Here is a 26504-nt window from a genome sequence, read left to right as displayed (position 1 = left end):
TGCTGTATTTACAATTCATCAATTATCGTATGTGATGGTTAGTTAAAAAGTTTCCCACTCATCAACTTGTGGCTTGGCTGTAAGCAATTTTTTAGTGGTAGGTTTTGCTATAGGTTTAACACTTGGATTGGCAATTACGGTACGCATAACCGGTGTTGGCAATGCATCACTCAAATAATTATTAACCTGAAACACTGCAACACGCTGTGTTAATTGATTTGCTTGCGATTGCAGGCTTTCAGCGGCTGCGGCTGCCTCTTCTACTAAAGCAGCGTTTTGTTGTGTCATTTCGTCCATTTGTGACACTGCGGTCGATACTTCCTGAATGCCTTGCGACTGCTCGGCAGACGCAGCAGCAATCTCAGTCATGATGTCATTAACGCGTTTAATCGAATTAACGACCTCTTTCATTGTCTCACCGGATTTTCCGACCAGAGCATTACCACTTTCAATTTTTTTAACCGAATCTGATATTAACCCTTTAATATCTTTCGCGGCATTGGCTGAGCGCTGCGCCAATGTGCGCACCTCTGATGCCACTACCGCAAACCCCCGCCCTTGATCACCTGCGCGCGCGGCTTCTACAGCGGCATTCAAGGCAAGGATGTTAGTTTGAAAAGCAATCCCATCAATGACACCAATAATGTCAGCAATTTTTCGTGACGATTCATTAATGGCACTCATGGTCATCACAACCTGCTGAATTAAATCGCCACCTCCCATAGCAACGGTAGAGGCTTTTTCAGCAAGCATATTTGCCTCTTTGGCATTCTCAGCATTCAACTTAACTGTTGAAGTTAATTCTTCCATGCTCGATGCTGTTTCTTCTAAATTGGCAGCTTGTTGCTCAGTGCGGGAGGAGAGATCACTATTGCCCGATGCAATCTCCTTGGCGCCAGTTGATATTTCACCAGCTGCGTTTTTAATTTGCCCTACAATTTCATCCATGTTTTCTATGAGTGCGTTAATGCCATTGCACATCAATTCAAGTAACCCTGTTTTCCCCGCCATGGAAATTCGCTGCGTAAGATCACCCTCAACTGCATATTTCACTGCATCCTGAACCTGATCTACGGCCTCCTTCATTGCCTGCACGCTATTCACTTGCTCGGTAATATCAGTGGCATATTTCACTACTTTAAATGGTTTATTATTAACATCCAGAATTGGGTTATAGCTGGCTTGTATCCACACTTCTTTGCCGCCACGACCTATGCGCTTATACTGTCCTGCGTCATACTCCCCGCGCCCCAATCGTTCCCAAAACATTTTATACTCACTGCTCTGGCGGTAAGCCGCATCCACAAACATACTGTGATGATTCCCTTTAACCTCCGGCAAACTGTAACCCAGCACACTTAAAAAATTGTCATTTGCATTGAGGATTACACCATCCAAACTGAATTCAATAACTGCTTGTGATTTTCCAATCGCAGCCAACTGCCCGGAGTAATCAGCATTCCTGATTTTTTCTCCCGTAATATCCGTTGCGTATTTCACCACCTTAAACGGTTTATTATTCGCATCCATAATTGGGTTATAGCTGGCCTGTATCCATACTTCATGTCCATTCTTTGCAATGCGCTTATATTGGCCTGCATCAAACTCTCCACGCCCCAGACGCTCCCAAAACTGGCGATATGCAGCTGATTGCTGATCAGCAGAATCAACAAATATACGGTGATGCTGCCCTTTCACCTCATCCAAACGATAGCCCAACACATTTAGAAAATTTTCATTGGCATTCAAAATAGTGCCATCCAATGCAAATTCTATAACTGCCTGGGATTTACTTATTGCAGCCAACTGTCCGGAGTAATCCGCATTACGCATTACGTCTGCGGTTATATCCGTAGCATATTTCACCACTTTAAACGGTTTGTTATTGCTATCCATAATGGGGTTGTAGCTTGCTTGTATCCATATCTCTTTGCCAGTTTTCCCAACACGTTTGTATTGTCCGCTATCATATTCACCGCGCGCTAAACGCGCCCAAAACGCTTTATACTCTGCACTTTTTTGATAGCGGTCATCTACAAACATTCGATGATGCTTGCCTTTTATTTCGTCTAGCTGATAACCCATAGCGTTAAGGAAGTTGTCATTCGCCGTTAATATATTTCCCTCCAAATCAAATTCAATAACAGCCTGCGACTTTCCAATAGCGGCAACCTGCCCGCGCAAATTTGCCAATTCGATTGCCTCAATCAACAGACGATTGCCGCTGTATTGATCTAAAATGTTTCTGATAATGCCCATACAATACCCTTGGTTTCCACTCTGAATTACCCTGCCAATTGCATATTACTGTTGACTGTCAGCGCAAGTGATTCCACATCCACAATCAAGGCAACGCTGCCATCACCCATAATCGTTGCACCAGCAATGCCTTGTACGCGTTTATAATGCTGCTCAAGACTTTTGATCACCACCTGTTGCTGTCCAACCAAACCATCGACAAATAATGCAAACCGATATTTATTGGTCTCAATTAATACCGCAATACCTTTGCTAACGTCGGTAAACTGCGGTTGCAATTGCATAATTTTGTGTAGCGGTAATATCGGCCAATACTCATCGCGCACATGCAATAACTGGTCGTCACCTGCCAGAGTTTTAACATCTTTGGCTGCAGGCTGCATGGATTCTACGATATGTACCAAAGGCACGATAAATGTCTGCTCACCAACCGAGACGCACATGCCATCAACAATTGCGAGCGTAAGCGGTAAATGAATAGTAAAGGTTGAACCCTGGCCTGCACGCGATTCAATATCAATACGTCCACCCAAACTTTGCACATTTCGCCTGACGACATCCATTCCCACACCGCGCCCAGAGACATCAGTAACAGCCGCTGCAGTGGAAAAACCCGGTGCAAAAATTAATTGCCATACCTCTTCATCTTTTGGATTTTCTCCAATCGGAATATTATTCTCGCGCGCTTTATCCAAAATTCGCTCGCGATTTAAACCACCGCCATCATCACTAATACTGATCACTATATTGCCGCCCTGTTGCGCGGCACGCAGAACCACCTTGCCAGTAGGATTTTTACCTAGCTCAGCGCGCCGTTCTGCTGATTCAATGCCATGATCAATACTATTGCGAACCAAGTGGGTTAACGGATCAACCAGTTTTTCTGTCAACCCTTTATCCAATTCGGTTTCACCACCTTCAATAATTAAATCGATTTGTTTACCCAATTTGTTTGACAAGTCGCGCACTACCCGGGGAAATCGGTTGAACACAAACGAGACAGGCAACATGCGAATAGACATAACTGCTTCCTGTATTTCGCGGGTGTTGCGCTCCAACTCATTAGCAACAGTTTGAAATTTTTCTGCCAGAGCGCCTTCCAGGCTCTTACCCAATAGACTCATCATGGATTGAGTAATGACAATCTCCCCTACCAAATTGATGAGCTGATCGACTTTTGCAACATCCACACGAATCGACGAACTTTCAACATTGGCTGTTTCACTGTTTTTAATTTTTGGTGCCGAATTAGTCGAATTTTTTTCACCATCCGGAAGCTGTTGAGCTGGCTCTATTGGTGTTGTCGACGTGAAAGCGTGTGTTGCAGGCACGGGGGACGCTGAAGTGGAAGTGGACGGTGATGAAGGATCTTCAAAAAAGCCAAAATAATCATTGATAGCCTGAACCGGCGAGGGAATGAATGAGGAAGCTGATTGAGCAGTATTATCATCAAAGAAACCAAAGGATTCTTCTTGCACAGCCGCAGGTGGAATTTGCTCATCAAAAAAACCAAAACTCTCCGTCTCTGCATGCTGATCTAATTCAGCAAAAAAACCATATCCTTCTTCATCTTCACTTTCTGCGCCATCTGAGGATTTACCTGCGGTAACCAATTCAAGCTTTTTAGTTAGTTCATGCACTCCCGCCCAATTTATTTCATCGCCCGTGCGATAACAGCGGAGAATATCTTTAAGTTGATCGACCGAACTTAAAAATAGATCGATCATGTCTTTCGTAATCGCCATTTTCCCTTGGCGAATCTTATCCAGCAGACTTTCCATAATATGGGTCACGCTCGCCAGCGCATCAAAACCAAAAATACCACTCCCACCTTTAATGGAATGTGCCGCACGAAAAATGCTATTCAGCATTTCGCTATCGGGATTAGTCACATCCAATTCGAGTAATAGCTGCTCCATCTCATCGAGATGTTCCTGACTCTCTTCGAAAAAAACGGCATGGAATTGTTTCATGTCAATCGACATTTCTCACATCCTTCGCAATACCAACATCATAACTGTAGGGGCGCCACTTGCTGCGTCCTTGTTTTTTGGGCGCAGCAAGCGGCTGCCCCTACATAGAGTTACCCCATCACCTTTTTAGCAATTTCCAGTAACTTAGTCGGATCAAATGGCTTAACCATCCATCCGGTTGCGCCCGCCGCACGCCCTTGGGCTTTCATCGCATCACTCGCTTCCGTTGTTAGCATCACAATCGGAGTTCGTGTGTGGGCAGGTAATCCGCGCAACGATTTAATTAACGTAAGACCGTCCATATTCGGCATATTTTGGTCAGTTAATACAAAATCATAGGTTTTGGTTTTGCATAAATTAAATGCCTCCAAACCATCTTTAGCTGCGGTCACTGTGTAACCTGCGGACTTAAGTGTGGCCTCCACCATTTGCCTTACAGACGTTGAATCATCCACAATTAATACATGCTTACTCATAACAATTTTCCTGTGAGCTAAGTAAAACAACATCCATTACGATGGACCTATTATGGCTTTGATGAAATTACCGGGTGGATATATTTCGACACTTTGTGCCAGATTATGAATCAACCGCAACCCACGACCAGAAAATGCCAAATCGCATGTATCTGTTGTGCCAAAAAAATTATAGCCATTGCCACTATCGCGTACACTTACTTCGAGATTAGGTCGCTCTTCACTTTCTTGCCATATAAGATGTAACTCAATAAAATCTGAATCAGTTAGCTGGGAAAGTCGCCTTTCGCGCTCATTAAAATAATGATTGAAACCGCCTTCATTTTCTTTCATCGACGATTCCAACTTCAAAATTCCGTGATCAATTGCATTACTTACCATTTCACTGACAACAAGAAAAATAATTTGACAAAAAACCTGATTAATTCCTAAATATTGCAAAAACTTATTACACAACGGAGGGATTTCACAAGAGGCGATCTTTTTTCCAGATATTTTTACACTCCATGAGAAATCACCTATGTCTTCCTGTACAAAACCATGGCTAATACTATCGCGTAGTTTTTGCTCACAACTTGAAAATATTGTCTGGGGTTGCAGCATACATATCGAGACGTCATCTTTATAATGATCACTCCCTGTGAAGTCTCTCAAGGCATTAATTAATATCGTCTGCAAATTCCCACGGTGAGATCTTACAATCTCATCCACCCGGGTAGATGAAAACGAATTACCTTCCTTATTTACTTCTTCAATCAATCCATCGCTATACGCAATGATGGTTCCCTGCCCAGGGAAATCGCAGGTAATCACATTTGCATCAAACAATTCCTCTTCTAAAATTCCCAGTGCCATATGCTGGGAACGAAAAGTTTGTAACACCTCACCCTGATGCACCCAATACGCTGTTGGCATGCCACCATTCCAAACATCAATCTCTTTTCGCTCTTGATGCATTTGAATCAGGATCGCTGCGACAAATCGATCTTGCGGGGTATCGCGAATTAATTTTTTATTGATTTCAGTCACTATAGGTTGAATGTGAAACCCTTTAGCAACCATGCTATTAAAAATGGATACGACGGGCATGACGGTGATAGCAGCAGACAAGCCATGGCCGGTTGCGTCCGCCAATAGAAAATAAAGGTCGCCGCTGGGTGATACTTTAGCCAAGGCGATATCACCACTGAAGGACGACGACGATTTTAACCACATTGATACGCCGTTAATGACTTCATTGTTCTGACGCAGCAAATATTCATAAGTAAATTTTGCAATGGATTCTTCACGTTCAGCCTCACGTTTAAAGTGTTCCAATTCGGCATTCTGCTGACTGATAACCCGCTGCATAGCCACTGAATTAATGAGCGCACTTACCTTTAATGTCAGAAGCGATAAATTAACAGGCTTAATAATGTAGTCAGCGACGCCGCTTGCAAAACAACTCTCTAAAAAGATGGCATCTTCATTACCACTTATCATAATTACCGGTGGATGCTGTAGCGATGCATGACTATTAATATTGGACAACAACTCCAAACCATTGCCGTCTGTCAGTTGATAATCCAATAAAATCAAATCAACTTCAGCGCCCTCTTTTAATGTCTGCATAGCAGCAGCGACACTATAGGCGGAACAGGTATTAAAACCTTTGGTTTTCAGAAACTGACAGAAAAGCTCATTGAGAAATTCGTCATCATCAACGACCAAAATGTAGCGAAGCGACGCATTGGAATTGTCATTCATGATAATCAGATGTACTCAAAAATCCTTTGCATATTTGCCATCGCCAAAATTTGCGCTGTGGCACCCTTAGCTCCCTTAATCATCATTTTTTTATTAGCAGCAGCAGCGCGCCGCTGCCACATCAACATCATTCCAAGTGCAGCACTATCCAAGTATTCAACGCGACTAAAATCAAAAACTATCCCTTCAATAGTGGCGTCATCAATACACATAGAGCATTGCCGCTGAAATTCAGCGTGATAGCCATAATCAAATTTATTAGGTAATACTACACCCGCATGTTTGCTCATAATCCAATCCATTTAGTCGATTTTAATAAAACATGTCGCCACCAAAAATTTAGCTAATATCGATAATTTTCTGCAGATTGGCTAACTGTAAAATTTCTTTTGGCGACGTTTTTAAATTGATCATGACCAATTTTGCCTGCCGCGCTTGCGCTTTTTTTTGTGACATAACCAACAAGCCTATACCTGCACTATCGATATATTCCAAATCCATGCAATCCAAGGTAATAGTTCCTGCGCCATTTAAATGATCGGAAACTTTCGAATTAAATTCCACACTGGCTGAATAATCAAAACGCTTTGGCATTTTAATGGTTGCTATATTAGTCATAAAATTCCCTTCCCAATTAATTTAGAATAGATCCACCGAACCACTTTCTACCGAACTGGCGGATACAGGGTTATGTTTTTGACGAGTGTTAGTCTCTTTATATCGAATTAATTCATTCGTTAACTGTGAAAAATTATTGTGCGAAGCAGCCAAGGAGGTAGTCAGTGGAATTAACTCCTCTAATCGCTGGATTATGTAGCGCATATTTTGGGTTGACATGTCTTCAAATTGCAGGGCACGTATGGCTTTGTGCAATTGGAACACTAAATCGGATACAATTGGCTCCATCTGCTTTGTAACTTGTCGATCACGCTCTGCCCTTTGAATTAAATTATCACTAACCAGCTTCATTTTAGATTTGACCTGCAAAACATAAGTCATATCTTGCGATGCAACTTCGCTAACTGTATCTTTCAGATCATCAATTCCCAGTGCTATTTCACGCAATTGAGTCTGGATCGCTAAACTAAATCCCGCCGAACGATTTGACAGCGCACGCACTTCATCCGCAACAACAGCAAACCCTCTACCACTTTCACCCGCTCTAGCAGCCTCTATGGCAGCATTCAAAGCTAATAAATTGGTCTGCGACGCAATCTGGTCAATATCTTGTAACGCCTTTAAAGCCTTGGGCATTTTTTCGGATATCGAACCCACTTTTTCCACTAACTCCATAAATGAAGCGCTCATAGTTACAGTAGTATCAACAAATCGATTCAACAATTCGTAAGTGCTATCAGCAAAATTACTCATACTCTGTGAAATCGCGTCATTACTATTGTCGTCACTTACATCCTGCAACAAGCTTTTCACGCTTTTCTGCTGCTCCTCCAATAAACTCTTAATTCCCTGAAACGCCGTTGAGAGTGTGTTTACCGCGTCAGATTGGATACCAATTTGTGCAACCAGATTACTCATGCTTTCTTGCACAACTTCATTGATAACCATACTGGTTTCGCTGAGCACTACGGGCGCGTTGACTGGTGAAGTGGCTTGATCCTGAATAGGGTTTGCAGATTTATTATTATCTGCCGGCACCAAGGCATACCCTAATACAGCAGATACAAATACCGGACCAGCCAACGGATGAAGATAGATAGCCAACAAGCCCCCACCCAACAAGGCAATAGCTATTAACCAAAGAGATTTCACCTGCATAAGTGCATCCAACTCCATTGATTCCATGGCAAATAACGATTGCTGATCACCAAGGGTATAACCGGGATCACAACACGATTATTTAAAAGTAGCAGGTTTATTTCAGCTTGCTTTGCTTGCCAAAGGTTTGACGGTGTTTTTATAAATTCGGGGTGAAATGTTTAATGCAGACCAAGGAAATGATGAATAGAAACATTGAATAGTTATTTTTTTATCGCAATTCTTTCTTAAAATTTATTTTTAGAAATAAAAAAACCGGCAGTTATTCATTGCCGGGTTTTTAGTAAGCGAAAATATTACAGAAGATTACACAGCCGCTTTCTACTGAACCTGTACGACACCTTCTTCAATTTTTGCTTTCCAGATTTGCGGGCCAGTGTTGTGCACAGATTCGCCACGTGAATCTACCGCGACAGTTACCGGCATATCTTTGACGTCAAATTCATAAATCGCTTCCATGCCCAATTCCGGGAAGCCCAATACTTTGGCGGATTTAATCGCTTGCGCAACCAGATAAGCAGCGCCGCCAACAGCCATTAAGTAAACCGATTTATTATCGCGAATCGCTTCAATCGCCGCCGGGCCGCGCTCGGATTTACCAATCATGCCAAGTAAACCAGTTTGCTCCAGCATAGTGCGGGTAAATTTATCCATCCGGGTTGCGGTAGTTGGACCAGCAGGGCCAACCACTTCGTCGCGGATGGGATCAACCGGACCAACGTAATAAATGAAGCGACCTTTCATGCTCACCGGCAGCTCTTCACCTTTCGCCAACATATCGGTCATTTTCTTGTGTGCAGCATCGCGACCGGTAAGCATCTTGCCGGACAGCAAAACGGTTTCGCCGGTTTTCCATTCGAGCACATCGGCAGGTGTGACTGTATCCAGGTTTACGCGACGCACGCTGTCGCCCACATCCCAACTGATTTCCGGATAATCTTCCAAGGATGGCGGTGTTTGCAGCGCTGGCCCCGAACCATCCAAAACAAAATGTGCGTGGCGGGTAGCCGCGCAGTTGGGAATGATGGCGACCGCTTTGTTGGCGGCGTGGGTTGGGTAATCTTTGATTTTGACATCGAGCACAGTAGTCAAACCACCCAAGCCTTGGGCGCCAATACCCAGGCTATTTACTTTATCGTACAACTCAATACGCAATTCTTCGTAGCGATCTTTTGCACCACGCGCTTGCAGTTCTTGAATGTCGACTGGATCAAGCAGTGCTTCTTTCGCAAGCAGCATGGCTTTTTCAGCAGTGCCGCCGATGCCAATCCCGAGCATACCCGGTGGACACCAGCCAGCCCCCATTTTAGGCACTTGTTCCAACACCCAATCCACTACGGAATCCGATGGGTTCAGCATCGCAAATTTGGTTTTTGCTTCAGATCCGCCGCCTTTGGCTGCTACATGCACATCAACGGTATTACCGGGAACTATGTTGTAGTGAATAACGGCGGGAGTATTGTCGCCGGTGTTTTTACGCGCGCCATCGGGATCGGCAAGAATCGATGCACGTAACACGTTATCGGGATTCATATATGCGCGACGCACACCTTCGTTGACCATATCGGTCAGACTCATTTGCGCATCCCATTGCACATCCATACCCACAGTGACGAATACGGTAACTATGCCAGTGTCCTGGCAAATCGGACGATGCCCCATAGCACACATGCGCGAATTGATGAGGATCTGCGCCATCGCATCTTTAGCCGCTTTGCTCTGTTCGCGCTCATAGGCCTGGTGTACGGCCTGGATGAAATCAACGGGGTGGTAGTAGGAGATAAATTGCAGCGCATCGGCGACGCTGTCGATCAAATCTTGTTGGCGAATCACGGTTGGCATAATGGACTTCTCGATTGTTAGGTCGTTAAGCGGAACGGATAAAAAGTGGCGGCAATTCTACACCATGCCGATGGATTATTTCTCCAGATTGCGTGCAAACACGCGACAACCGGCTAGGCTGAAATAAGCGACACTCTCAAGGAATCAATTGGTTATGAATTCTTTTTCACTACGCTTCAAACTCAGTCTTAGCGTTGCGCTTATCCTCGCATTTAGCATGGGCAGTTTAAGTTTTGTCGCCTGGCGCTCTATGACCAAGAGCGCGGAAACCTCTATCGAGCACAGCGCCAGCTCAATGCAGGAAACCATTGATGGCAGGCTACGCGATATCGCCCAGACCAGTGCATTGGAAACCAGCGTGTTACTCAACCGCAGCGCCGATATAGCACAACATCTGGCAGCCATTCTCAATAGTACGGCGATTGGCGCAAACGCACCCAGCTATTCGCGCGCGCAGGTAAAACAACTTACTTATGACCTGCTGCTAACCTCCCCCTCGATTTCAGCCATCTATGCCCAATTTGATCCCAATGGTTATGACGGACGCGACAGTGAGTTTGTCGGTGATCAACTCTATAGCTCGGAAATTGGCAGCATGGGAATTTACTGGGTCAAAGAAAATGGCAAACCCGTCTTCAATAAGATTGCTTACTCCTCGCAAACCGATGCCAGCCTTGATGAAAATGGCCAACGCAAATCTGAATGGTATTTGTGTAGCAAGGACACCATAAAAACCTGCCTGATGGAACCCTACCTTTATGAAATCAGCCCTGGCAACTTTATGCTGATGACATCCGTCGTCGCCCCCGTTGTGGTCAATAACCAGTTTCGAGGTGTAGGTGGTCTGGATATTAATTTACCGGTGTTGCAGGAGCGATTGCTCGCGCAGGCGCAGTCACTTTATTCCGGTAAAACCAGCATGTATTTGTTGAGTACAAAAAATTTGGTGCTGGCGAGCAATCAACATCCTGAGCTTTTGGGTAAACCACTTGATGCAGGCGACAAACCACTCGCCAACGCAATTGCACAAAGCAGCCAAAACCAATTCGTGTTCAACGACAATATTATTACCATCGCACCTATCAACGTAGATGCAGTACAAAATCAGTGGAAAATGGTGATAGTAACGCCGCGTGCAATCGCATATGAGGTGGTCGATGAGCTTTCCACTTCACTGCAGGAGAGTAGCATTAGCACAGCAACCAATATGATTAGCCTCGCTATTGTTTTGCTTATTGTATTTGTGGCCATTGTCTCTTTCTGGATTAAAACCTCGACCCAACCGATTGTTCGCATGAGTGCAATGATGCGTGATCTCGCCAGTTCCGATGGCGACCTGACCCGCAAATTAATTCCATCCAAAGATAAAGAATTAATTGATATGGCCGATGGCTTCAACAGTTTTACCGAAAAATTGCGCGCGATGATCCTGGCCATCAAACGCGACTCCGAGCAACTCAAACAACAATGCAACAATTTAACCGGCACATCAAAAAATACCCGCTCTGCGACAGAAGTTCAGGTTGAACAAATTCAAAATATTATGACGGCGATTCATCAAATGTCTGCCACCGCGAATGAAGTGGCAAAGCTGGCAAGCAATACATCTACCGACTCAGAAAGCTCAGTCAAAGCCATTACTAATGCGCGGGACTTATTCCAACGTACAGTGGAAGAATTTAAAGGGGTCGCAACCGACTTCTCCAACTCCAGCCAAAAAATTCAATTAGTGGCCGAAAGCAGCAACAAAATCAGCGGCATTACCGATGTGATTCAAAGTATAGCGGCGCAAACCAATTTACTTGCACTCAACGCAGCCATTGAAGCGGCACGCGCGGGTGAGCAAGGCCGGGGGTTTGCAGTAGTTGCCGATGAAGTGCGCTCACTGGCTGCTCGCACTCAAAAATCCACGGAAGAAATTAAACAGTTGATTCAAGCATTGCAGCAACAAGTCGATCAAACGGTTGTGCAAATTAACCAAAACACCCAACGTGTTGGCGATACATTAATTGAAGCAGAGCACGCATATGAACGATTAACCACGGCAACAGAAGGCATGAATGCCATCACCGATAGTTCTTACCAGGTCGCAGCCGCCGCTGAAGAACAAAATCAGGTGACCGAAGAAATTAATCGCAATATTTCAGCGATTGGCGATGCGACACAAGAATTGGAGCGGCTTTCAAACAGTATTTATACGGCCAGTGGCAATGTCGATAAAATTACCCAGGATATCGACAGCCATCTAACCCAGCTGCGTTGTTAACAAAAATAAAAAGGGGGATCGATATTTATCGATCCCCCTTTTTTATCGTCATAAATTGCGTATCGAGTAGAGCACAATTACTTGGGCACAGTACCCATTTGCTGTTTGATTTGTAAAATTTCGCGGTTGGTACTACGGCGGAAATCATCAATCGCAGAAATCGCTTCTTCATTAGTGCGCATACGTGCCGCCAAACTATCCAGCGCGGTCATTTCCAACTGCATCTTATCCAATTCTTCTTTCAGGTTTTGCACGCTCTGGGTTTGCTGGCTCACACTGGTACTCATGCCATCAATTTTTGCAGCGGCAGCATCAGCAACCGTTTTATTGGCTGCTACTTCTTGCTTGAGTGAAGTCACACCTGCTTTTGCATCAGTTCCCAATTTTTGAGCATTGGCGGCGTCGCGCGCAACGGCCGTCGTTTTTTCGGTGTTAGCTGCAATGGCTTTGCGATTGGTTTCTACCAAGCCTGCGATGCGGCGCAATTCTCCATCCATTTTTTTCAAATTGGATTGCAAGGTGACTACTGACGCGCTGGACTCTTCTGAAGTCAAACTTAACTGCTGTTCCAACCCCTGAATACGGGTATCGGCCTGCTTGAGCATCTCCTGCGCCTGAAACAATTGCCAACCCAGAAAACCCGCACCACCTGCAGCTACCAATGCAATCACTAACGCGATCGCGGGCATACTGCTGGATGGAGCAGCCTGTGCATAGGCGGGAGTCGACTGTGGTGTTGGTTTGCGTGTGGGTCTTGCCGGTGGTAAATCGTCATCATGGTCGTGTGCTTGAGGTTGTTGACGACGCGGTGCGGATTCCGTCGGCTCAGACACTCCGCCGGTAGATAATGTGGGTTCTCTGCGTTCCATAACAACAAATACCTTAACGATGAGACAGTGATCGAAATGTGTGACAAGTGTGCGCGCATTTTATAGCAGCGGCCAGTACAAACATAGGCCAAGTATTTTATTTCGCATAATAAAAAACGGGCGCGAGGCCCGTTTTTTTGTACCGCAAAACCAATTACTTAGCGTAGTTGGCGTTTACGAATTCCCAGTTTACCAACGCCCAGAAAGCGTTCAGGTAAGTTGGGCGAGCATTGCGGTAATCAATGTAGTAAGCGTGTTCCCACAAATCCACAGTCAGGATTGGAGTAACAGAAGCATCGGTCAACGGAGTGGCTGCGTTGCTGGTGTTAACGATGGCAACAGAACCATCCGCCTTTTTCACCAACCAGGTCCAGCTTGAACCGAAGTTGTTGATGGCAGAGTTGGTGAATTCTTCTTTGAATTTGTCGAACGAGCCAAAGGCTTTGTTGATTGCTTCAGCGACTGCGCCAGTTGCTGCGCCGCCGCCGTTAGGGCTCAGGCAGTGCCAGTAGAAAGTGTGGTTCCAGATTTGTGCAGCATTGTTGAACACGCCACCTGAAGAGGTTTTGATCACTTCTTCAAGAGTTTTGCCTTCAAACTCAGTGCCAGGAACCAAACCATTCAGTTTGTCTACGTAGGTCTTGTGGTGCTTGCCGTGGTGGAATTCCAGGGTCTCAGCAGAAATGTGGGGAGCCAATGCATCTTTTGCGTAAGGCAGTGCAGGTAATTCAAAAGCCATGATGTTTCTCCTAGGTCACGGTTGTTTAGGTTCTATCTCTGTTTAAAATCCGGTAGCGAATGATAACAACTAAACGAATTCGCGCTTATTAAAAATTCGCTATCGCAAAAAATGGGGGCTATCTATTAATAAAAGCAATCAACAATCGCCAAAAACAATTGCGGCCCACTAGGGGCCGCAACTATAACGCAAATTTACTGTTTAACAGCGGTGGCACCATTGAGGTGCTCACGCGCTGACCAAACTGAAGAAATATTTGCGACCATTTTACAATTCACCGGAACGGATGACTTACATCATTCCGCCCATACCACCCATACCGCCCATATCGTGGCCATGGCCACCAGCTGGTTTATCTTCTGGCAGATCGGCAACCATAGCTTCGGTGGTGATCATCAAACCAGCGATAGAACCCGCTGCCTGCAATGCAGAACGGGTTACTTTAGCTGGATCGAGAATACCCATTTCCAACATATCGCCATATTCACCAGTTGCGGCGTTGTAACCGTAATTGCCAGAACCTTTCTTCACTTGGTCAGCAACAACCGACGGCTCATCACCCGCATTGGCAACGATTTGACGCAAAGGTGCTTCCATCGCACGGCGTGCAATGGCGATACCGGCGTTTTGGTCTTCGTTGTCGCCTTTCAGGTCAGCAATTGCAGCAACAGCGCGCAGCAATGCAGTACCACCTCCAGGAACCACGCCTTCTTCTACCGCAGCACGGGTAGCATGCAGGGCATCTTCAACGCGCGCTTTCTTCTCTTTCATTTCCATTTCTGTTGCAGCGCCAACTTTGATTACCGCAACACCGCCAGCCAATTTGGCTACGCGCTCTTGCAGTTTTTCGCGGTCGTAATCAGAAGAGGTTTCTTCGATTTGCACACGAATTTGTTGTACGCGCGATTTGATTTCGTCCGCGTTACCGGCACCATCAACGATAGTGGTGTTGTCTTTGTTCATGGTGATACGTTTTGCAGTACCCAAGTGCTCCAGGGTTGCACTTTCCAGATCCAGACCAACTTCTTCAGAGATCACAGTAGCACCAGTCAATACAGCGATGTCTTGCAACATTGCTTTACGACGGTCACCGAAACCAGGTGCCTTAACAGCAGCTACTTTCACGATACCGCGAATGTTGTTTACTACCAGAGTTGCCAGCGCTTCGCCTTCAACGTCTTCTGCAACGATGACTAATGGCTTACCGGATTTGGCAACGCCTTCCAACACTGGCAGCAATTCGCGAATGTTGGAGATTTTTTTGTCGACCAGCAGAATGTAAGGATGGTCGTGTTCAACACTCATGTTGTCTTGATTGTTGATGAAGTAAGGAGACAGGTAACCGCGGTCAAACTGCATGCCTTCTACTACATCCAACTCGTTGTCGAGGCTGGTACCTTCTTCAACGGTAATCACACCTTCTTTACCTACTTTGTCCATGGCTTCTGCAATCAGAGCACCGACAGAGGTATCGCTGTTGGCAGAAATACTGCCCACTTGTGAAATAGATTTGCTATCAACACATGGCTGCGCGATTGACTTAACGTGAGCAACAGCAGCAGTGATTGCTTTGTCGATACCGCGCTTCAGGTCCATCGGGTTCATACCGGCGGCAACAGATTTCAAACCTTCATTAACAATGGCTTGCGCCAATACGGTTGCAGTAGTAGTACCGTCACCGGCGTCGTCAGAAGCGCGTGAAGCAACTTCTTTCAACATTTGTGCACCCATGTTTTCAAACTTGTCTTTCAAATTGATTTCTTTGGCAACTGATACGCCGTCTTTAGTCACGGTAGGAGCGCCGAATGACTTCTCCAACACCACGTTACGGCCTTTCGGGCCAAGGGTCGCTTTAACAGCATCGGCCAGAATATTCACACCAACCAGCATACGTTGACGCGCGTTATCACCAAATTTCACATCTTTAGCTGACATATTTTCAATTCCTACAATCTTGTGTTAACACCAGGAAGCCGACTCAATGCGACTTCACGTTAAATTCTTTAAGGCTGTGGATTACACCAGAACCGCTTTGATATCGGATTCGCTCAGGATCACCAGCTCTTCACCATCGATATTGATGGTATCGCTGCCTGCATACTTACCGAACACCACTACGTCGCCCACTTTTACATCCAGCGGACGCAATTCACCACTTGCCAGTACACGGCCATTACCAACAGCCAGCACTTCACCTTGATTCGGCTTCTCTTTCGCAGCACCGGACAGGATGATCCCGCCAGCGGTTTTGGTTTCTTCTTCTTTGCGACGAACTACAACGCGATCATGCAACGGACGAATTTTCATGGAACTTTGTCTCCTAACAAAACAGATTGAACGAGCTTGGAACCGGGCTTTCACCGACACCCTGAGGGTATGGGAAAAGCGTTGTGGCTCCGCGTGATGACATATAGGGACGCCCGGAAAAGTTTCAAGGCCGTCCATTAAAGCCACCGATTTTAAGGGGCTAGCCCCTTAAATAGTGACCAAAAAGCGGTGACCAAAAAGTGGTGACACCTATCTGGGGCTGGGTTTGGGGATTTCAACAGAGGAAGGTTTAATTTTGTCGAAAGAACGCTGATTTATTCGCTTTTGGGGGCTTTAGGCGTTGGTGATTCAGGCTGTTGGTCAATTATCACACCGCTAATGGCTTTATCAGTATCGGTTTGAGCCGAACCTTGATGCTCGTAGACATTACCGGTTGCGGAGGTAGATGAGCCAGACTTGAATGGATCAGCCCCAAAACCCGTCATTTTAAAACCGCGCGCGCTGGCATTCATGGCGACTTTTGCCAACCAGCGCTTGAGCAGTAGCCTGCGCACCAGTGGGATAAAGCACAACAGTGCCATTAGATCTGTAATAAAACCGGGAATAATCAATAACACTGCCCCCACAGCTTTAAAGAGTCCATCCGCCAAGGTTTGGGCGGGCATAGCACCGCCGCTGCGCATATTTTGCGCCGCTTGCAGCATGCTGGACGCGCCCAGGTAACGGAGCAGATTTATGCCAAGAACAATCATCGCCACCAGCCAGAGAATCACCGCCAAGGCACCCACTTCCCCGCCGATTTCAATCATCAGCCAGAGTTCTAATACCGGTAAAAGCACAAAGACAGGAAAAAGAGGAATGCGCATCAAGAGAGCCCAAAGTCGTGGAACAGGCAGTTTACCACTTGTAACTCACCCCCAGCGACATACGCGTGTCTTTGCCTTTGCGTGCTGGTTGCGGCTCATTATCTAGCCAATAATCAATTTTGAATTCGGAATAAATGCGTTTGAGGATCATCGAACTTAAACCCGTGGTGGTCTTCACCCGCCAATTGGGCTCATCCTCGGTCGATTGAAACATCTCATTGTTGTGGAAAAAACCAACCCCCAAGGGCAAGTTGTAGCGGAAATCCGTAGCGAGGCGCAGTGCCATAAAAGAATCTTCCGCAGCAAAATCACCGATCAAATCCGCGGGGAATACGTAGCGTTCATCCATATACGCCATGCCGCTCTTGAACGATAACGCCGAAGCAGAGGTTTCAAAAAACTGATAGCCCGCCCCCGACCCCAAACTTTTGTACTTAGCCATGCCCCGCTGTGGATCTGCCCCGATCAGTGCACCGTTATACCAAAACCAATGGTCACCCAAAAACCAATCGAGGGAATAGCGGGTATTCCAACGCTCTTGCGGCGCAGAATAAAACCAGGAAGAGCGCGCGTATTCAGCACCCACTACATGGCGGAAATCACTGCGACGAAAATCCATCTCACTCTGTAAATTCCACTCATCGCGCACTTCATTGCCGCGCGAGTAGGCGCCCCACAAATTCAAACGCCCATGATGGACATAGTCACCTTTTTTATAGTCTTCGTAAGGCAACAGGGTTTTGATGGTTAGCAATGAAGTGCGCTTAATACGCGATGATTTTTCGCATTGGTAAACCAACTGCTCTGCTTCCATTTTTTCCAGCAAGCATGCGGATTTACTGCCATTGATTTTGAGTGGTTTGCTTGAAGTGATATTGGAGATGTTGGTTTTTTTAATCCACTGCTCGCCAAAATTGGTGGATTTCCACACCAAGTGCTCGCCGTCAACACGTACCAGCTCACCTTCTAGCCGGTCGCCATTGCGCAATTCCACTACGCCAGCCTGCGCGCCAGAGTTAAAGAACAGAATAAAAAAGACGATAAGATGCTTCACAACTATTTTTTGTACCAAGAGCCTGCTCCGGTTTATCAACTGACCTATGTCAATTAAAGTGACCGCATCAGCAACGGGCAACGCCAGAAATGTTAATAGTGTTAATTTAGGTTAGGCTTGGGTTTATTCCGGTAAGCACAGGTTTAGCAAGATCAATTTACAGGCACATCAGTCAATATGGCATCAACTCTAGCAAGCACCACCTCTGCAACCAACCGGGAAGCCATTTATCTGGCATTGATGTCGATTCCCGCAGGCAACGTGATTACCTACGGGCAACTGGCTACCTTGGCTGGGTTACCCGGTGCAGCGCGCCTCGCGGGAACCGTGCTGTGTGGATTACCGGAAAATACCGAACTGCCCTGGCACAGGGTGATTAATGCGCAAGGAAAAATTTCTCTGCCGCCCGACTCAGCCGCGTATAAAAAACAATGGCAGCGCTTACAAGCAGAAGGCGTAGAAATAAAAAATGGAAAAATCAATTTGCGTATTTATGGTTACAATAATTAACCGCCGTTTAAATACCGCAATTTCTTATCCCTATTGCTGAAACAGCACTGAACTAAAAAATGATGACACCAACTGCGCAAACTTCACCCGAAGAAAATAACTACAAAGGCTGGCGCGGTATCAAGCGCGCGTTTGCTACCCCCTCCGCACTCACTATGCTGTTTTTAGGTTTTGGTTCAGGGCTACCCTTTTTATTGGTGGGCGTTACGCTCTCCACTTGGTTGCGAGACACCGGTGTCGCATTAAGTGTGATTGGGCTGATAAGTTACGCCAGTTTTTTTTATGTGCTGAAATTTTTGTGGGCGCCGTTAATTGATCGCTACCCACTGCCTTTTTTAGGTCGGCGCAAAGGCTGGTTGGCGCTATCGCAATTACTACTCATTGTCGCGCTCTCTAGCATGGCAATAATAGGGCCACAATCATCGCTGTTATTGTTTGTTGCGCTCGCCGGGCTCGTTGCATTTGCGGGGGCTACGCAGGACATAGTGATTGATGCCTATCGTATTGAAGTAGCGCCAGTGGAATCGCAAGCTGCACTCGCGGCGACCTATATTTTGGGCTATCGCTTCGGGTTGATTATATCGGGCGCCATAGCCCTTTATTTAGCAGAACTCACTGGTTGGACGACAGCTTATTTAATAATGGCCGCCTGCATTTTACTGCCGTTACTAGCGGGCTTATTATCCAAAGAACCCGCCGCACAAGAATTAATTGTGCGCGAAATTCGTTTGTGGGATGCGTTTATAAAACCCTTTCAGGAATTTTTTTCACGCAATGGTTTTTGGCTCGCGCTGGCGTTGTTGGCGTTTGTGGGATTATTTAAATTGCCCGACCAAATGATCGGTGTACTGGCTGGACCGTTCTACCTAGACTCAGGTTATACCAAAGCCGATATAGCCACAGTTTCAAAAGTGTACGGCGTGTGGATTGGTATCGCGGGCGCATTTTTGGGTGGTATCTGCATTGCGGCATTTAGTTTGCGCTCAATGTTGGTGATTGCCGCACTGGCTATATCTGTTTCCAATGTTGCCTACTTATTGATGGCGCATAACCCCGGTGAGAGCTGGGCTTTTTTTGCCACAATCAGTGCAGACAATTTATCGCAAGGCTTTGCTGGCGTTGTGTTGGTCGCATTTATGTCGAGCCTTACCAACCGCAATTTCACCGCAACACAATATGCGCTACTCGTTTCACTCGCGCACTTGCCAGGAAAATTTATCGGTGGCTTGTCAGGATACATAGTGGAAGCCAGTAGCTATTCCACTTTTTTTATTATGAGCACTTTTTCTGTCATACCTACACTGTTATTGCTAGCCTGGATCTGGCATCGCATTCAGGGTGATAACTCGCAAAATCTTTAACGAAACAAATAAAAAAGCCGCTGGATTTTCTCTAGCGGCTTATTTATTTCAGTGCATCTGCCTGCGATAATTAATCCCTGAAGTTCTCAAACTGCATCGGCATTCCCAGTTCAGCAGCGCGCAATGCCGCAATACACTCTTGCAAGTCGTCGCGCTTTTTTCCAGTAATGCGCACCTGCTCACCCTGGATGCTGGCCTGAACTTTCAATTTTTTATCTTTTACGAGTGCAACAATTTTTTTCGCCAAGTCTTTATCAATTCCCGTTCGCACAGTGACATCGCGCTTCACTTGTTTACCCGCGCTTTTTACCTGGCCGATGTCCAAACAACTCACATCAATACCATTTTTTGCCATAGCGGGCCTGAGTAAATCCAGCATTTGATCGAGCTGCATTTCAACATCAGAGGTAAGGGTAATCACATACTCTTTAAGTTCGAAACTTGCATTCACACCCTTAAAATCAAAGCGATTGGTGATCAAACGCTGGGCTTGATCAACCGCATTGGTCAAATTGTGTTTATCCACTTCGGACACTACATCAAACGATGGCATAACTAACCTCTTACAAACAAAATTAAATTGCTATTTAAACAATAAGCGTTGCAAACGCTATCGCACAAATCCAGAACAACAGCGAGCGCGAATACAGCGGCACGCTGGATTTTACCAAGGCAAACGAATAGGCGGGTTCGGAGTGAGTGGTGATGACATCACCGGTCAGGTCCTCAATAATATCCTGCGTCTCTTCTTCCATCTCCTCCTGCATTTCAGCTTTTTCTACAGGCGCCATCTGTGCCATAGCGGCAGCAGAACAATCAGTCGAGGCACCTAATGCACCGCGCAGGCATTCATTTAAGATGTAATCAGACGGGCTGTGCATGTCCAATAAATTTTTTCGCAGCGGACAGGTTTCAAAATTGCCCACAAATGCCCAGGTTACACCCATCAACCGAACCGATGGCAACTCCAGCAACCACAACCATTTACCCGCTGTTGTTGCAGCGTCGCTGCCGTCTTCCGAAAAATCACGATACAAAACACTCAGGCGGTATAACAAGGCACCAAAAGGTCCGGCAATAAAAAACCAGAAGAGCACAGCAAACATGCGTTCAAAACCGCGATAAGCAAATACTTTCAATGCCTCGGTATGCAGCCCGCGCCAATCGCTGACGTCAGCAGCGGGGCCACCTGTGCTTAGACGATCCAATAATTGTGCAGCCGCGACAGTGTCTCCACGAGTGGCGAGTGCAATATATTCCTGAACATCCGTCAAAATATTTCCGCGTCCGAGACTGTAGAGCAACACAGGAACATAGAGAAAAAATAACCACTGTTTGCCTGCGAGCTGATGCACCAACAAAAAGGCGAGCACCAACACAGATAATGGAATCAACAGAGCCAATGCCAGAGGTAACACAGGTGCCGCAGAGAGGCCTGGAATTTTTTGCAGGCGGCTAATCAGCCATTTGAACCAGCCATCATATTGGAGGATGCTGGCAGAGCCGAGCCAATAGACGATAGCGAGTACCGCAACCAAACTGAGAAAAATCATTTTTGTTAATCACTCGTCAGTCAATAAAGAAAGAAAGAAAAAATGGCGTTAGCCGAGAGAATTGCGATAACGCTGCCAATCAAATGCGGGCCCTGGATCGGTCTTTCGCCCGGGTGCGATATCTGAATGACCAGTGATACGCTCAGGTGTTAGTTTAGGATAAGTCAGCAGCAACTGGCGAGAAACTTTCTCCAGTGCCCGGTATTGCGCATCGCTGTAGGGAATGTCGTCTGCCCCCTCCAACTCGATACCAATGCTGTAATTATTGCAGTCGGCGATGCCGGCAAAGCTGGAGCTACCCGCATGCCATGCGCGCGCATCAAACGGGACAAATTGTGTGACTTTACCGTCACGTTCGATGAATAAGTGCGCAGAAACCTTGAGTTCAGCGATAGTTGAAAAATACGGATGCAGGCTTGCATCCAGTGTATTTTGAAAAAACTTCTGCACATAACCGCCGCCAAATTCACCGGGCGGCAAGCTGATGTTGTGGATAACCAATAGGCTGATATCGGTATTTTCAGGGCGAAAATTAAAATTGGGCGACGGACATTGCGTGGACCATTGCAGCCAGCCATCAATGATCATCGCGCCATTTTCATAAGCATCAGTCATCTAAACACCTTACGCGGGAATAGTCCGGTCTTGGGCCCACACACGCAGGCTTGCGATTTGCTCGGACATTACCACCGAGAGCGGACTGGTTGCGGCAATTTCGCGCAACAAAATATCCGTAACAAGCGGCTTACCCTCTGCACCAGCCGAGTAGAGTGCGGCGATAATCGCCTGCTCAATTTCCGAACCGGAAAAGCCCTGGGTCGCATCAGCGAGCTGATCGAGATTGAAGTTTGCAACAATACAGTTGCGCTTACGCAAGTGAATCGCAAAAATATCTTTGCGCACACTTTGCTCCGGCAAATCGACAAAAAAGATTTCGTCGAGACGGCCTTTACGAATTAATTCTGGTGGCAAGCGGGAAATATCATTACTGGTGGCAACAATAAATACACGCGTGCGCCGCTCTGCCATCCAGGTCAGTAATGTACCGAGTAAACGTTGCGATACACCGTTGTCGTTGCCGTCTTGCGCCATGCCTTTTTCGATTTCGTCGAGCCACAACACACAGGGCGACATTGCATCGGCGAGCTTTAATGCCTCGCGCAAATTTCTCTCCGTTTCGCCGTGGAATTTATTGTAGAGCGCACCGACATCCATACGCATTAATGGTAATCCCCACAAACCAGCAACGGCTTTAGCCGCGAGACTTTTACCACCACCCTGCACGCCAAGCAGTAAAATACCTTTGGGACGGTCGAGCGTGGAGTCGTCATCGTTAAACGCATCGCGCCGTGTTAATAACCAACGTTTTAAATTAACCAGACCACCCACATTGGAAAAATCTTCAGTCTGCTGTTCAAAACTGACGACACCTTCCATATCCAGCAGAGCAAATTTTGCTTTGTTGATGCGCGGTAAATCATCTTCACTGAGCGAACCATCATTCCAAATTGCGGAGCGCACCAAACGGCGCACATCGCTGGCGCTCATACCTTGCAAATTGTTCACGACTTTTTTGAGGGTAATGTTATCGGTTTTGACACGCGCGCCGGCGTGGCGATCAGACCAATCTTTCGCCTCTTCGCGAATAATTTCCATGATCTTGTCTTCATCGGGCAAGGTCAGTGAATAGGCAGCACTGTAGCGTGTCAGCTCGGGCGGTAAGCGCAATTGATGGCTAAGCAACACAAGTGTATGCGGTACCGCAAAATGATTGAGTGCAATATCTTTTAGTAAGCGCACAACTTGCGGTTGATCGATGAGGAAGGGATGTATATCGCAAAGTGCAAACATGGCTGGTTGCTGCTGTTGTTTGATATGGCGCAACATTTCTTCCGGCTCATTCAGTTCACTGCCCTTGGGCACTAATTGCGGACCAAAATTCAAACGTGTGAGCCCTTCAGTAACTGACCAGCGATGCAGATCCTTGCCATGTTTATTGGCAACTTTGAGCAGCACGTCCAGCGCCTTTTTTTCCTCGAAGGTTTCAATCACTAACAGTGGGATACGGGAATCTAACAGCAGTTTTATTTCGTCAACGTCTTGCACGCTTGTCTCCTTTCAGCCGGGCGAATAGTTATAGTGGCTGAATAAGCATGAAGTGAGGATTGCATCCTTGCAATAGTTTTTTACGCGGTAAGTATGTTGCGGGGGTCAAGGGACGCTGATATCAATCTCCTGGCGCAAGCGGATATCACTACTGGAAGCACCCACCTGGATCTCATAGCGTCCAGCATCTACGGCATAGGCTTTTTTCTGTTCATCGTAAATAAGCAAATCCTTATTCGGCAACAGTGTGAAACTCAACTCCTGCTGCTCGCCTTTTTGCAAATGCACTCGCTCAACTGCGCGCAACTCTTTTAGAGCACGGGCACGCTGGGGATTAATAGGTTTGATATACACCTGCACCACTTCATCGCCCGCGTATTTGCCTGTATTTTTTAGTTGCATCCGCACCTTAATAGATTCATCCGCAGCGAATGTTTTTTGATTCACGTTTAGGTTGGAATAGCTAAAACGCGTATAGGACAACCCGTAACCAAAAGGATAAAGCGCTTCGCCGCTAAAATAACGATAGGTGCGGTTGTGCATTGAGTAGTCGTCAAACGCGGGCAATTTTTCATCGGCTTTGTAAAAGGTAACGGGCAGACGACCAGCGGGATTCACATCACCAAACAGCACGTCCGCCATTGCATTGCCACCGCGCTGGCCGGGATACCAACCCATCAGAATCGCAGGCAGGTTTTGATCGGCCCAATCAATCGCCATGGCCGCGCCGCCGGTGAGCACCATCACGACTGGCTTGCCCGTTTTATGCAGGGCTTCCAGTAATTTTTGTTGGATTGCAGGCAAGCGAATATCAGTGCGGTCACCACCGGCAAAACCGGGGTAATTCACTTTCATTTCTTCGCCCTCTACATCGCCCGTTAAACCGCCCACAAAAATAATGACCTCAGCATCCTGCGCTATTTCAATCGCCTCTTCGAATGGTGCCTTCGCTTTAGGCAAACGCCAACCCAAACGCACTTCGGCATCGCGGATATCTTCAAAATAGTCGAGCCGGATGTCGTAAGCTTTGCCCGCCTCCAATTCAACCGCAACACTGTGGCTGCGCAAACGCTCAGCCAAGGCCCAGGAATCGATCAGGGTCTTGCCATTAATTGTTAATCGCACACCATCGTTGGCGCTGACATTTAATTCGTACACACCGGATACGGGCGGCAGCAATTGCCCCGTCCAGCGCACACTGTAATTATCACTGGGTAACCCGGCGACTGCTGCAATTTCACCGCGCGCAACAAGTGAATCGGTTGGTGCGCCGCGATCCCAACGAAAAGCAATGCGCGCATCGATACGGGTTAGCAATGGTGCGCCGGTTAAATCAGCAGTTTTAAAATACTCCCCGAGTAAACCTTGTTCGGTCGAATTTGGCGAGGGGCGTAAGTAAGTGGGTTCAATCACAGTCGCCGCGCGCGGATCTTCCCTTCCCTCCACCAAATCCACTCCGCGCGCATAACTTACTTGGGTATTGGGAACCGCTGCACGGATGCCTTGCAGAATCGTCACGGGTGCCGCTGGTGTGCCGTAATAATTACCGAGCAGCGACATTACCTCATCTGCAGTTGGTCCAATCACAGCAATTTTTTTCAATGATTTTTTTAGGGGTAAGATGCCGTTATTTTTTAATAGCACAATCGATGATTGCGCAGCTTTGTGCGCGAGCTGATCATGTTCGGCGGATTGGTTTATCGAATAGGGAATTTGCGCCCAAGGCACATCGCTGTCTGCATCGAACATTCCCAAGCGGAAACGAGTTAAAAATAAACGACGCAGCGAATCATCCAACTCTGCTTCCGTAATCAACCCTTTTTTAACTGCGCCTACTAGCGCATGATAAGTTTTTCCACAATTTAATTCAGTGCCTTTTCTAACACCGAGTGCCGCCGCCTCTTCGGCTGTTTTAACTATCTTGTGATACAAAAAAATATCTTCAATCGAATCACAGTCCGATACCACGTAACCGGTAAAACCCCAGTCTTTACGCAGCACATCAATTAACAAACGCTGGCTGGCGGAGGCTGATTCACCATTGACACGGTTGTATGCACCCATCACTGAAGCAACATTGGCCTCTTGTACCAAGGCTTTGAAGGCGGGCAAGTAGGTCTCGTATAGATCGCGCTCACTGGGGTAGACATCGAAACGGTGGCGATCGGCTTCCGGGCCGCTATGCACCGCAAAATGTTTAGCTGTTGCATCGGTTTTGCGATATTTGTGCGTGGGTGCATCGGTGTAATCACCTTGCAAACCTTTTACAAATTCAACGCCCATCCGGCTCGTGAGGTAGGGGTCTTCCCCGTAGGTTTCCTGGCCGCGCCCCCAGCGCGGATCACGAAAAATATTGATATTGGGCGACCAGAACGTCAGGCCTTGATAGCGCAGCCGCTGATCGCGTTTAGCAAAGGCATGATGCTTTGCGCGGCCTTCGTCACTTATCACGCGCGCAACTTTACCCACCAATTCAGGATCAAAAGTCGCCGCCAACCCAATCGCCTGCGGGAATACCGTCGCATCACCCGCACGCGCCACACCATGCAACGCTTCATTCCACCATTCGTATTTGGGCACACCCAACCGCGGAATGGCGGGAGCGTCGTTCAGCATCTGGCTGACTTTTTCTTCCAGTGTCATGCGCGCGACTAAATCTGCGGCGCGCATTTCAAAATTGCGCGATTGATCCTTGTAAATTGGGGTTGGTGCTATCGATGTCGCCTGCTGGGAAAGACATAATGAAGAAGCGCTGCCAATAAGCATCAGCAGTAAAGACCTAAATAAAGCCATGATGAATTTCCCCAAGAGAGCCACTATCAAAATGTTATTGTTTAAAT

General features: G+C 46.7%; 22 protein-coding genes. 3 read left to right on the top strand and 19 right to left on the bottom strand.

From position 1 onward, the window contains the following. Positions 1–42 precede the first annotated feature (42 nt). From J2X05_RS13690 to J2X05_RS13655, 8 genes are all read right to left on the bottom strand, one after another. Complete coding sequence (locus tag J2X05_RS13690) at positions 43–2259, bottom strand: methyl-accepting chemotaxis protein (protein WP_310073356.1); 2217 nt, start codon at positions 2257–2259, stop codon at positions 43–45. Between the two features lie 26 nt (positions 2260–2285). After that, positions 2286–4244, bottom strand: coding sequence for a chemotaxis protein CheA (locus J2X05_RS13685; protein WP_310073354.1), 1959 nt, complete (start codon positions 4242–4244; stop codon positions 2286–2288). A gap of 98 nt (positions 4245–4342) precedes the next feature. Continuing rightward, positions 4343–4708: a response regulator gene (locus J2X05_RS13680; protein ID WP_310073352.1), complete on the bottom strand. Its 366-nt coding sequence runs from the start codon at positions 4706–4708 to the stop codon at positions 4343–4345. 36 nt (positions 4709–4744) lie between these two features. Continuing rightward, entirely contained in the window at positions 4745–6454 is a 1710-nt protein-coding gene (locus J2X05_RS13675; protein ID WP_310073351.1) for a SpoIIE family protein phosphatase, read from the bottom strand. Positions 6455–6459: 5 nt separating this feature from the next. Continuing rightward, positions 6460–6744: an STAS domain-containing protein gene (locus J2X05_RS13670; RefSeq protein ID WP_310073350.1), complete on the bottom strand. Its 285-nt coding sequence runs from the start codon at positions 6742–6744 to the stop codon at positions 6460–6462. A 49-nt stretch (positions 6745–6793) separates the two neighbouring features. Then, positions 6794–7072: an STAS domain-containing protein gene (locus J2X05_RS13665; protein ID WP_310073348.1), complete on the bottom strand. Its 279-nt coding sequence runs from the start codon at positions 7070–7072 to the stop codon at positions 6794–6796. Positions 7073–7093: 21 nt separating this feature from the next. Next, positions 7094–8257, bottom strand: coding sequence for a methyl-accepting chemotaxis protein (locus J2X05_RS13660; RefSeq protein WP_310073347.1), 1164 nt, complete (start codon positions 8255–8257; stop codon positions 7094–7096). 294 nt (positions 8258–8551) lie between these two features. After that, positions 8552–10072, bottom strand: a complete 1521-nt coding sequence (locus J2X05_RS13655; protein WP_310073345.1) for a fumarate hydratase — start codon at positions 10070–10072, stop codon at positions 8552–8554. Positions 10073–10226: 154 nt separating this feature from the next. Here J2X05_RS13655 and J2X05_RS13650 point away from each other — a divergent pair, with 154 nt between their 5' ends. After that, positions 10227–12338: a methyl-accepting chemotaxis protein gene (locus tag J2X05_RS13650; RefSeq protein ID WP_310073343.1), complete on the top strand. Its 2112-nt coding sequence runs from the start codon at positions 10227–10229 to the stop codon at positions 12336–12338. 77 nt (positions 12339–12415) lie between these two features. On the opposite strand, the gene J2X05_RS13645 is transcribed toward J2X05_RS13650, so the two are convergent. The 6 genes from J2X05_RS13645 to J2X05_RS13620 form a co-directional block, all read right to left on the bottom strand. Beyond that, positions 12416–13207, bottom strand: coding sequence for a hypothetical protein (locus J2X05_RS13645; protein WP_310073341.1), 792 nt, complete (start codon positions 13205–13207; stop codon positions 12416–12418). A gap of 154 nt (positions 13208–13361) precedes the next feature. Next, on the bottom strand, positions 13362–13946 hold the full coding sequence (gene sodB, locus J2X05_RS13640) for a superoxide dismutase [Fe] (RefSeq protein WP_310073339.1): 585 nt from the start codon (positions 13944–13946) through the stop codon (positions 13362–13364). 291 nt (positions 13947–14237) lie between these two features. After that, complete coding sequence (groL, locus tag J2X05_RS13635) at positions 14238–15881, bottom strand: chaperonin GroEL (RefSeq protein WP_310073337.1); 1644 nt, start codon at positions 15879–15881, stop codon at positions 14238–14240. Positions 15882–15962: 81 nt separating this feature from the next. Next, positions 15963–16253: a co-chaperone GroES gene (locus tag J2X05_RS13630; RefSeq protein ID WP_310073334.1), complete on the bottom strand. Its 291-nt coding sequence runs from the start codon at positions 16251–16253 to the stop codon at positions 15963–15965. A gap of 275 nt (positions 16254–16528) precedes the next feature. Continuing rightward, positions 16529–17080: an FxsA family protein gene (locus J2X05_RS13625; RefSeq protein ID WP_310073331.1), complete on the bottom strand. Its 552-nt coding sequence runs from the start codon at positions 17078–17080 to the stop codon at positions 16529–16531. Between the two features lie 31 nt (positions 17081–17111). Beyond that, the gene (locus tag J2X05_RS13620; RefSeq protein ID WP_310073330.1) at positions 17112–18134 is read right to left on the bottom strand and encodes a DUF481 domain-containing protein; all 1023 of its coding nucleotides are present in this window, start codon (positions 18132–18134) and stop codon (positions 17112–17114) included. 177 nt (positions 18135–18311) lie between these two features. Between J2X05_RS13620 and J2X05_RS13615 the strand changes: the two genes are divergently transcribed. Next, positions 18312–18644, top strand: coding sequence for an MGMT family protein (locus J2X05_RS13615; RefSeq protein ID WP_310073328.1), 333 nt, complete (start codon positions 18312–18314; stop codon positions 18642–18644). A gap of 59 nt (positions 18645–18703) precedes the next feature. Next, positions 18704–20005, top strand: coding sequence for an AmpG family muropeptide MFS transporter (locus J2X05_RS13610; RefSeq protein ID WP_310073326.1), 1302 nt, complete (start codon positions 18704–18706; stop codon positions 20003–20005). A gap of 70 nt (positions 20006–20075) precedes the next feature. On the opposite strand, the gene J2X05_RS13605 is transcribed toward J2X05_RS13610, so the two are convergent. From J2X05_RS13605 to J2X05_RS13585, 5 genes are all read right to left on the bottom strand, one after another. Next, positions 20076–20558: a YajQ family cyclic di-GMP-binding protein gene (locus J2X05_RS13605; RefSeq protein WP_310073324.1), complete on the bottom strand. Its 483-nt coding sequence runs from the start codon at positions 20556–20558 to the stop codon at positions 20076–20078. A gap of 34 nt (positions 20559–20592) precedes the next feature. After that, complete coding sequence (gene ampE, locus J2X05_RS13600) at positions 20593–21558, bottom strand: regulatory signaling modulator protein AmpE (protein ID WP_310073323.1); 966 nt, start codon at positions 21556–21558, stop codon at positions 20593–20595. A gap of 48 nt (positions 21559–21606) precedes the next feature. After that, positions 21607–22173, bottom strand: a complete 567-nt coding sequence (gene ampD / locus J2X05_RS13595) for a 1,6-anhydro-N-acetylmuramyl-L-alanine amidase AmpD (RefSeq protein ID WP_374725277.1) — start codon at positions 22171–22173, stop codon at positions 21607–21609. A 9-nt stretch (positions 22174–22182) separates the two neighbouring features. After that, positions 22183–23664, bottom strand: coding sequence for a Ycf46 family AAA ATPase (locus tag J2X05_RS13590; protein ID WP_310073322.1), 1482 nt, complete (start codon positions 23662–23664; stop codon positions 22183–22185). A gap of 105 nt (positions 23665–23769) precedes the next feature. Continuing rightward, on the bottom strand, positions 23770–26457 hold the full coding sequence (locus J2X05_RS13585; RefSeq protein ID WP_310073321.1) for a glycoside hydrolase family 3 protein: 2688 nt from the start codon (positions 26455–26457) through the stop codon (positions 23770–23772). Positions 26458–26504 lie beyond the last annotated feature (47 nt).

Origin of the sequence: Cellvibrio fibrivorans (assembly GCF_031457055.1) — a bacterium.
Taxonomy (GTDB): domain Bacteria; phylum Pseudomonadota; class Gammaproteobacteria; order Pseudomonadales; family Cellvibrionaceae; genus Cellvibrio; species Cellvibrio fibrivorans.
Note: the sequence above shows the minus strand (reverse complement) of the source record. Positions and strands in the feature narration are given on the sequence as shown.

Bases quoted from the DNA above. Each gene is read 5' to 3' on its own strand.
- J2X05_RS13690 (WP_310073356.1), bottom strand. From the start codon at position 2,259: ATGGGCATTATCAGAAACATTTTAGATCAATACAGCGGCAATCGTCTG.
- J2X05_RS13685 (WP_310073354.1), bottom strand. From the start codon at position 4,244: ATGTCGATTGACATGAAACAATTCCATGCCGTTTTTTTCGAAGAGAGT.
- J2X05_RS13680 (WP_310073352.1), bottom strand. From the start codon at position 4,708: ATGAGTAAGCATGTATTAATTGTGGATGATTCAACGTCTGTAAGGCAA.
- J2X05_RS13675 (WP_310073351.1), bottom strand. From the start codon at position 6,454: ATGAATGACAATTCCAATGCGTCGCTTCGCTACATTTTGGTCGTTGAT.
- J2X05_RS13670 (WP_310073350.1), bottom strand. From the start codon at position 6,744: ATGAGCAAACATGCGGGTGTAGTATTACCTAATAAATTTGATTATGGC.
- J2X05_RS13665 (WP_310073348.1), bottom strand. From the start codon at position 7,072: ATGACTAATATAGCAACCATTAAAATGCCAAAGCGTTTTGATTATTCA.
- J2X05_RS13660 (WP_310073347.1), bottom strand. From the start codon at position 8,257: ATGGAATCAATGGAGTTGGATGCACTTATGCAGGTGAAATCTCTTTGG.
- J2X05_RS13655 (WP_310073345.1), bottom strand. From the start codon at position 10,072: ATGCCAACCGTGATTCGCCAACAAGATTTGATCGACAGCGTCGCCGAT.
- J2X05_RS13650 (WP_310073343.1), top strand. From the start codon at position 10,227: ATGAATTCTTTTTCACTACGCTTCAAACTCAGTCTTAGCGTTGCGCTT.
- J2X05_RS13645 (WP_310073341.1), bottom strand. From the start codon at position 13,207: ATGGAACGCAGAGAACCCACATTATCTACCGGCGGAGTGTCTGAGCCG.
- sodB (WP_310073339.1), bottom strand. From the start codon at position 13,946: ATGGCTTTTGAATTACCTGCACTGCCTTACGCAAAAGATGCATTGGCT.
- groL (WP_310073337.1), bottom strand. From the start codon at position 15,881: ATGTCAGCTAAAGATGTGAAATTTGGTGATAACGCGCGTCAACGTATG.
- J2X05_RS13630 (WP_310073334.1), bottom strand. From the start codon at position 16,253: ATGAAAATTCGTCCGTTGCATGATCGCGTTGTAGTTCGTCGCAAAGAA.
- J2X05_RS13625 (WP_310073331.1), bottom strand. From the start codon at position 17,080: ATGCGCATTCCTCTTTTTCCTGTCTTTGTGCTTTTACCGGTATTAGAA.
- J2X05_RS13615 (WP_310073328.1), top strand. From the start codon at position 18,312: ATGGCATCAACTCTAGCAAGCACCACCTCTGCAACCAACCGGGAAGCC.
- J2X05_RS13610 (WP_310073326.1), top strand. From the start codon at position 18,704: ATGATGACACCAACTGCGCAAACTTCACCCGAAGAAAATAACTACAAA.
- J2X05_RS13605 (WP_310073324.1), bottom strand. From the start codon at position 20,558: ATGCCATCGTTTGATGTAGTGTCCGAAGTGGATAAACACAATTTGACC.
- ampE (WP_310073323.1), bottom strand. From the start codon at position 21,558: ATGATTTTTCTCAGTTTGGTTGCGGTACTCGCTATCGTCTATTGGCTC.
- ampD (WP_374725277.1), bottom strand. From the start codon at position 22,173: ATGACTGATGCTTATGAAAATGGCGCGATGATCATTGATGGCTGGCTG.
- J2X05_RS13585 (WP_310073321.1), bottom strand. From the start codon at position 26,457: ATGGCTTTATTTAGGTCTTTACTGCTGATGCTTATTGGCAGCGCTTCT.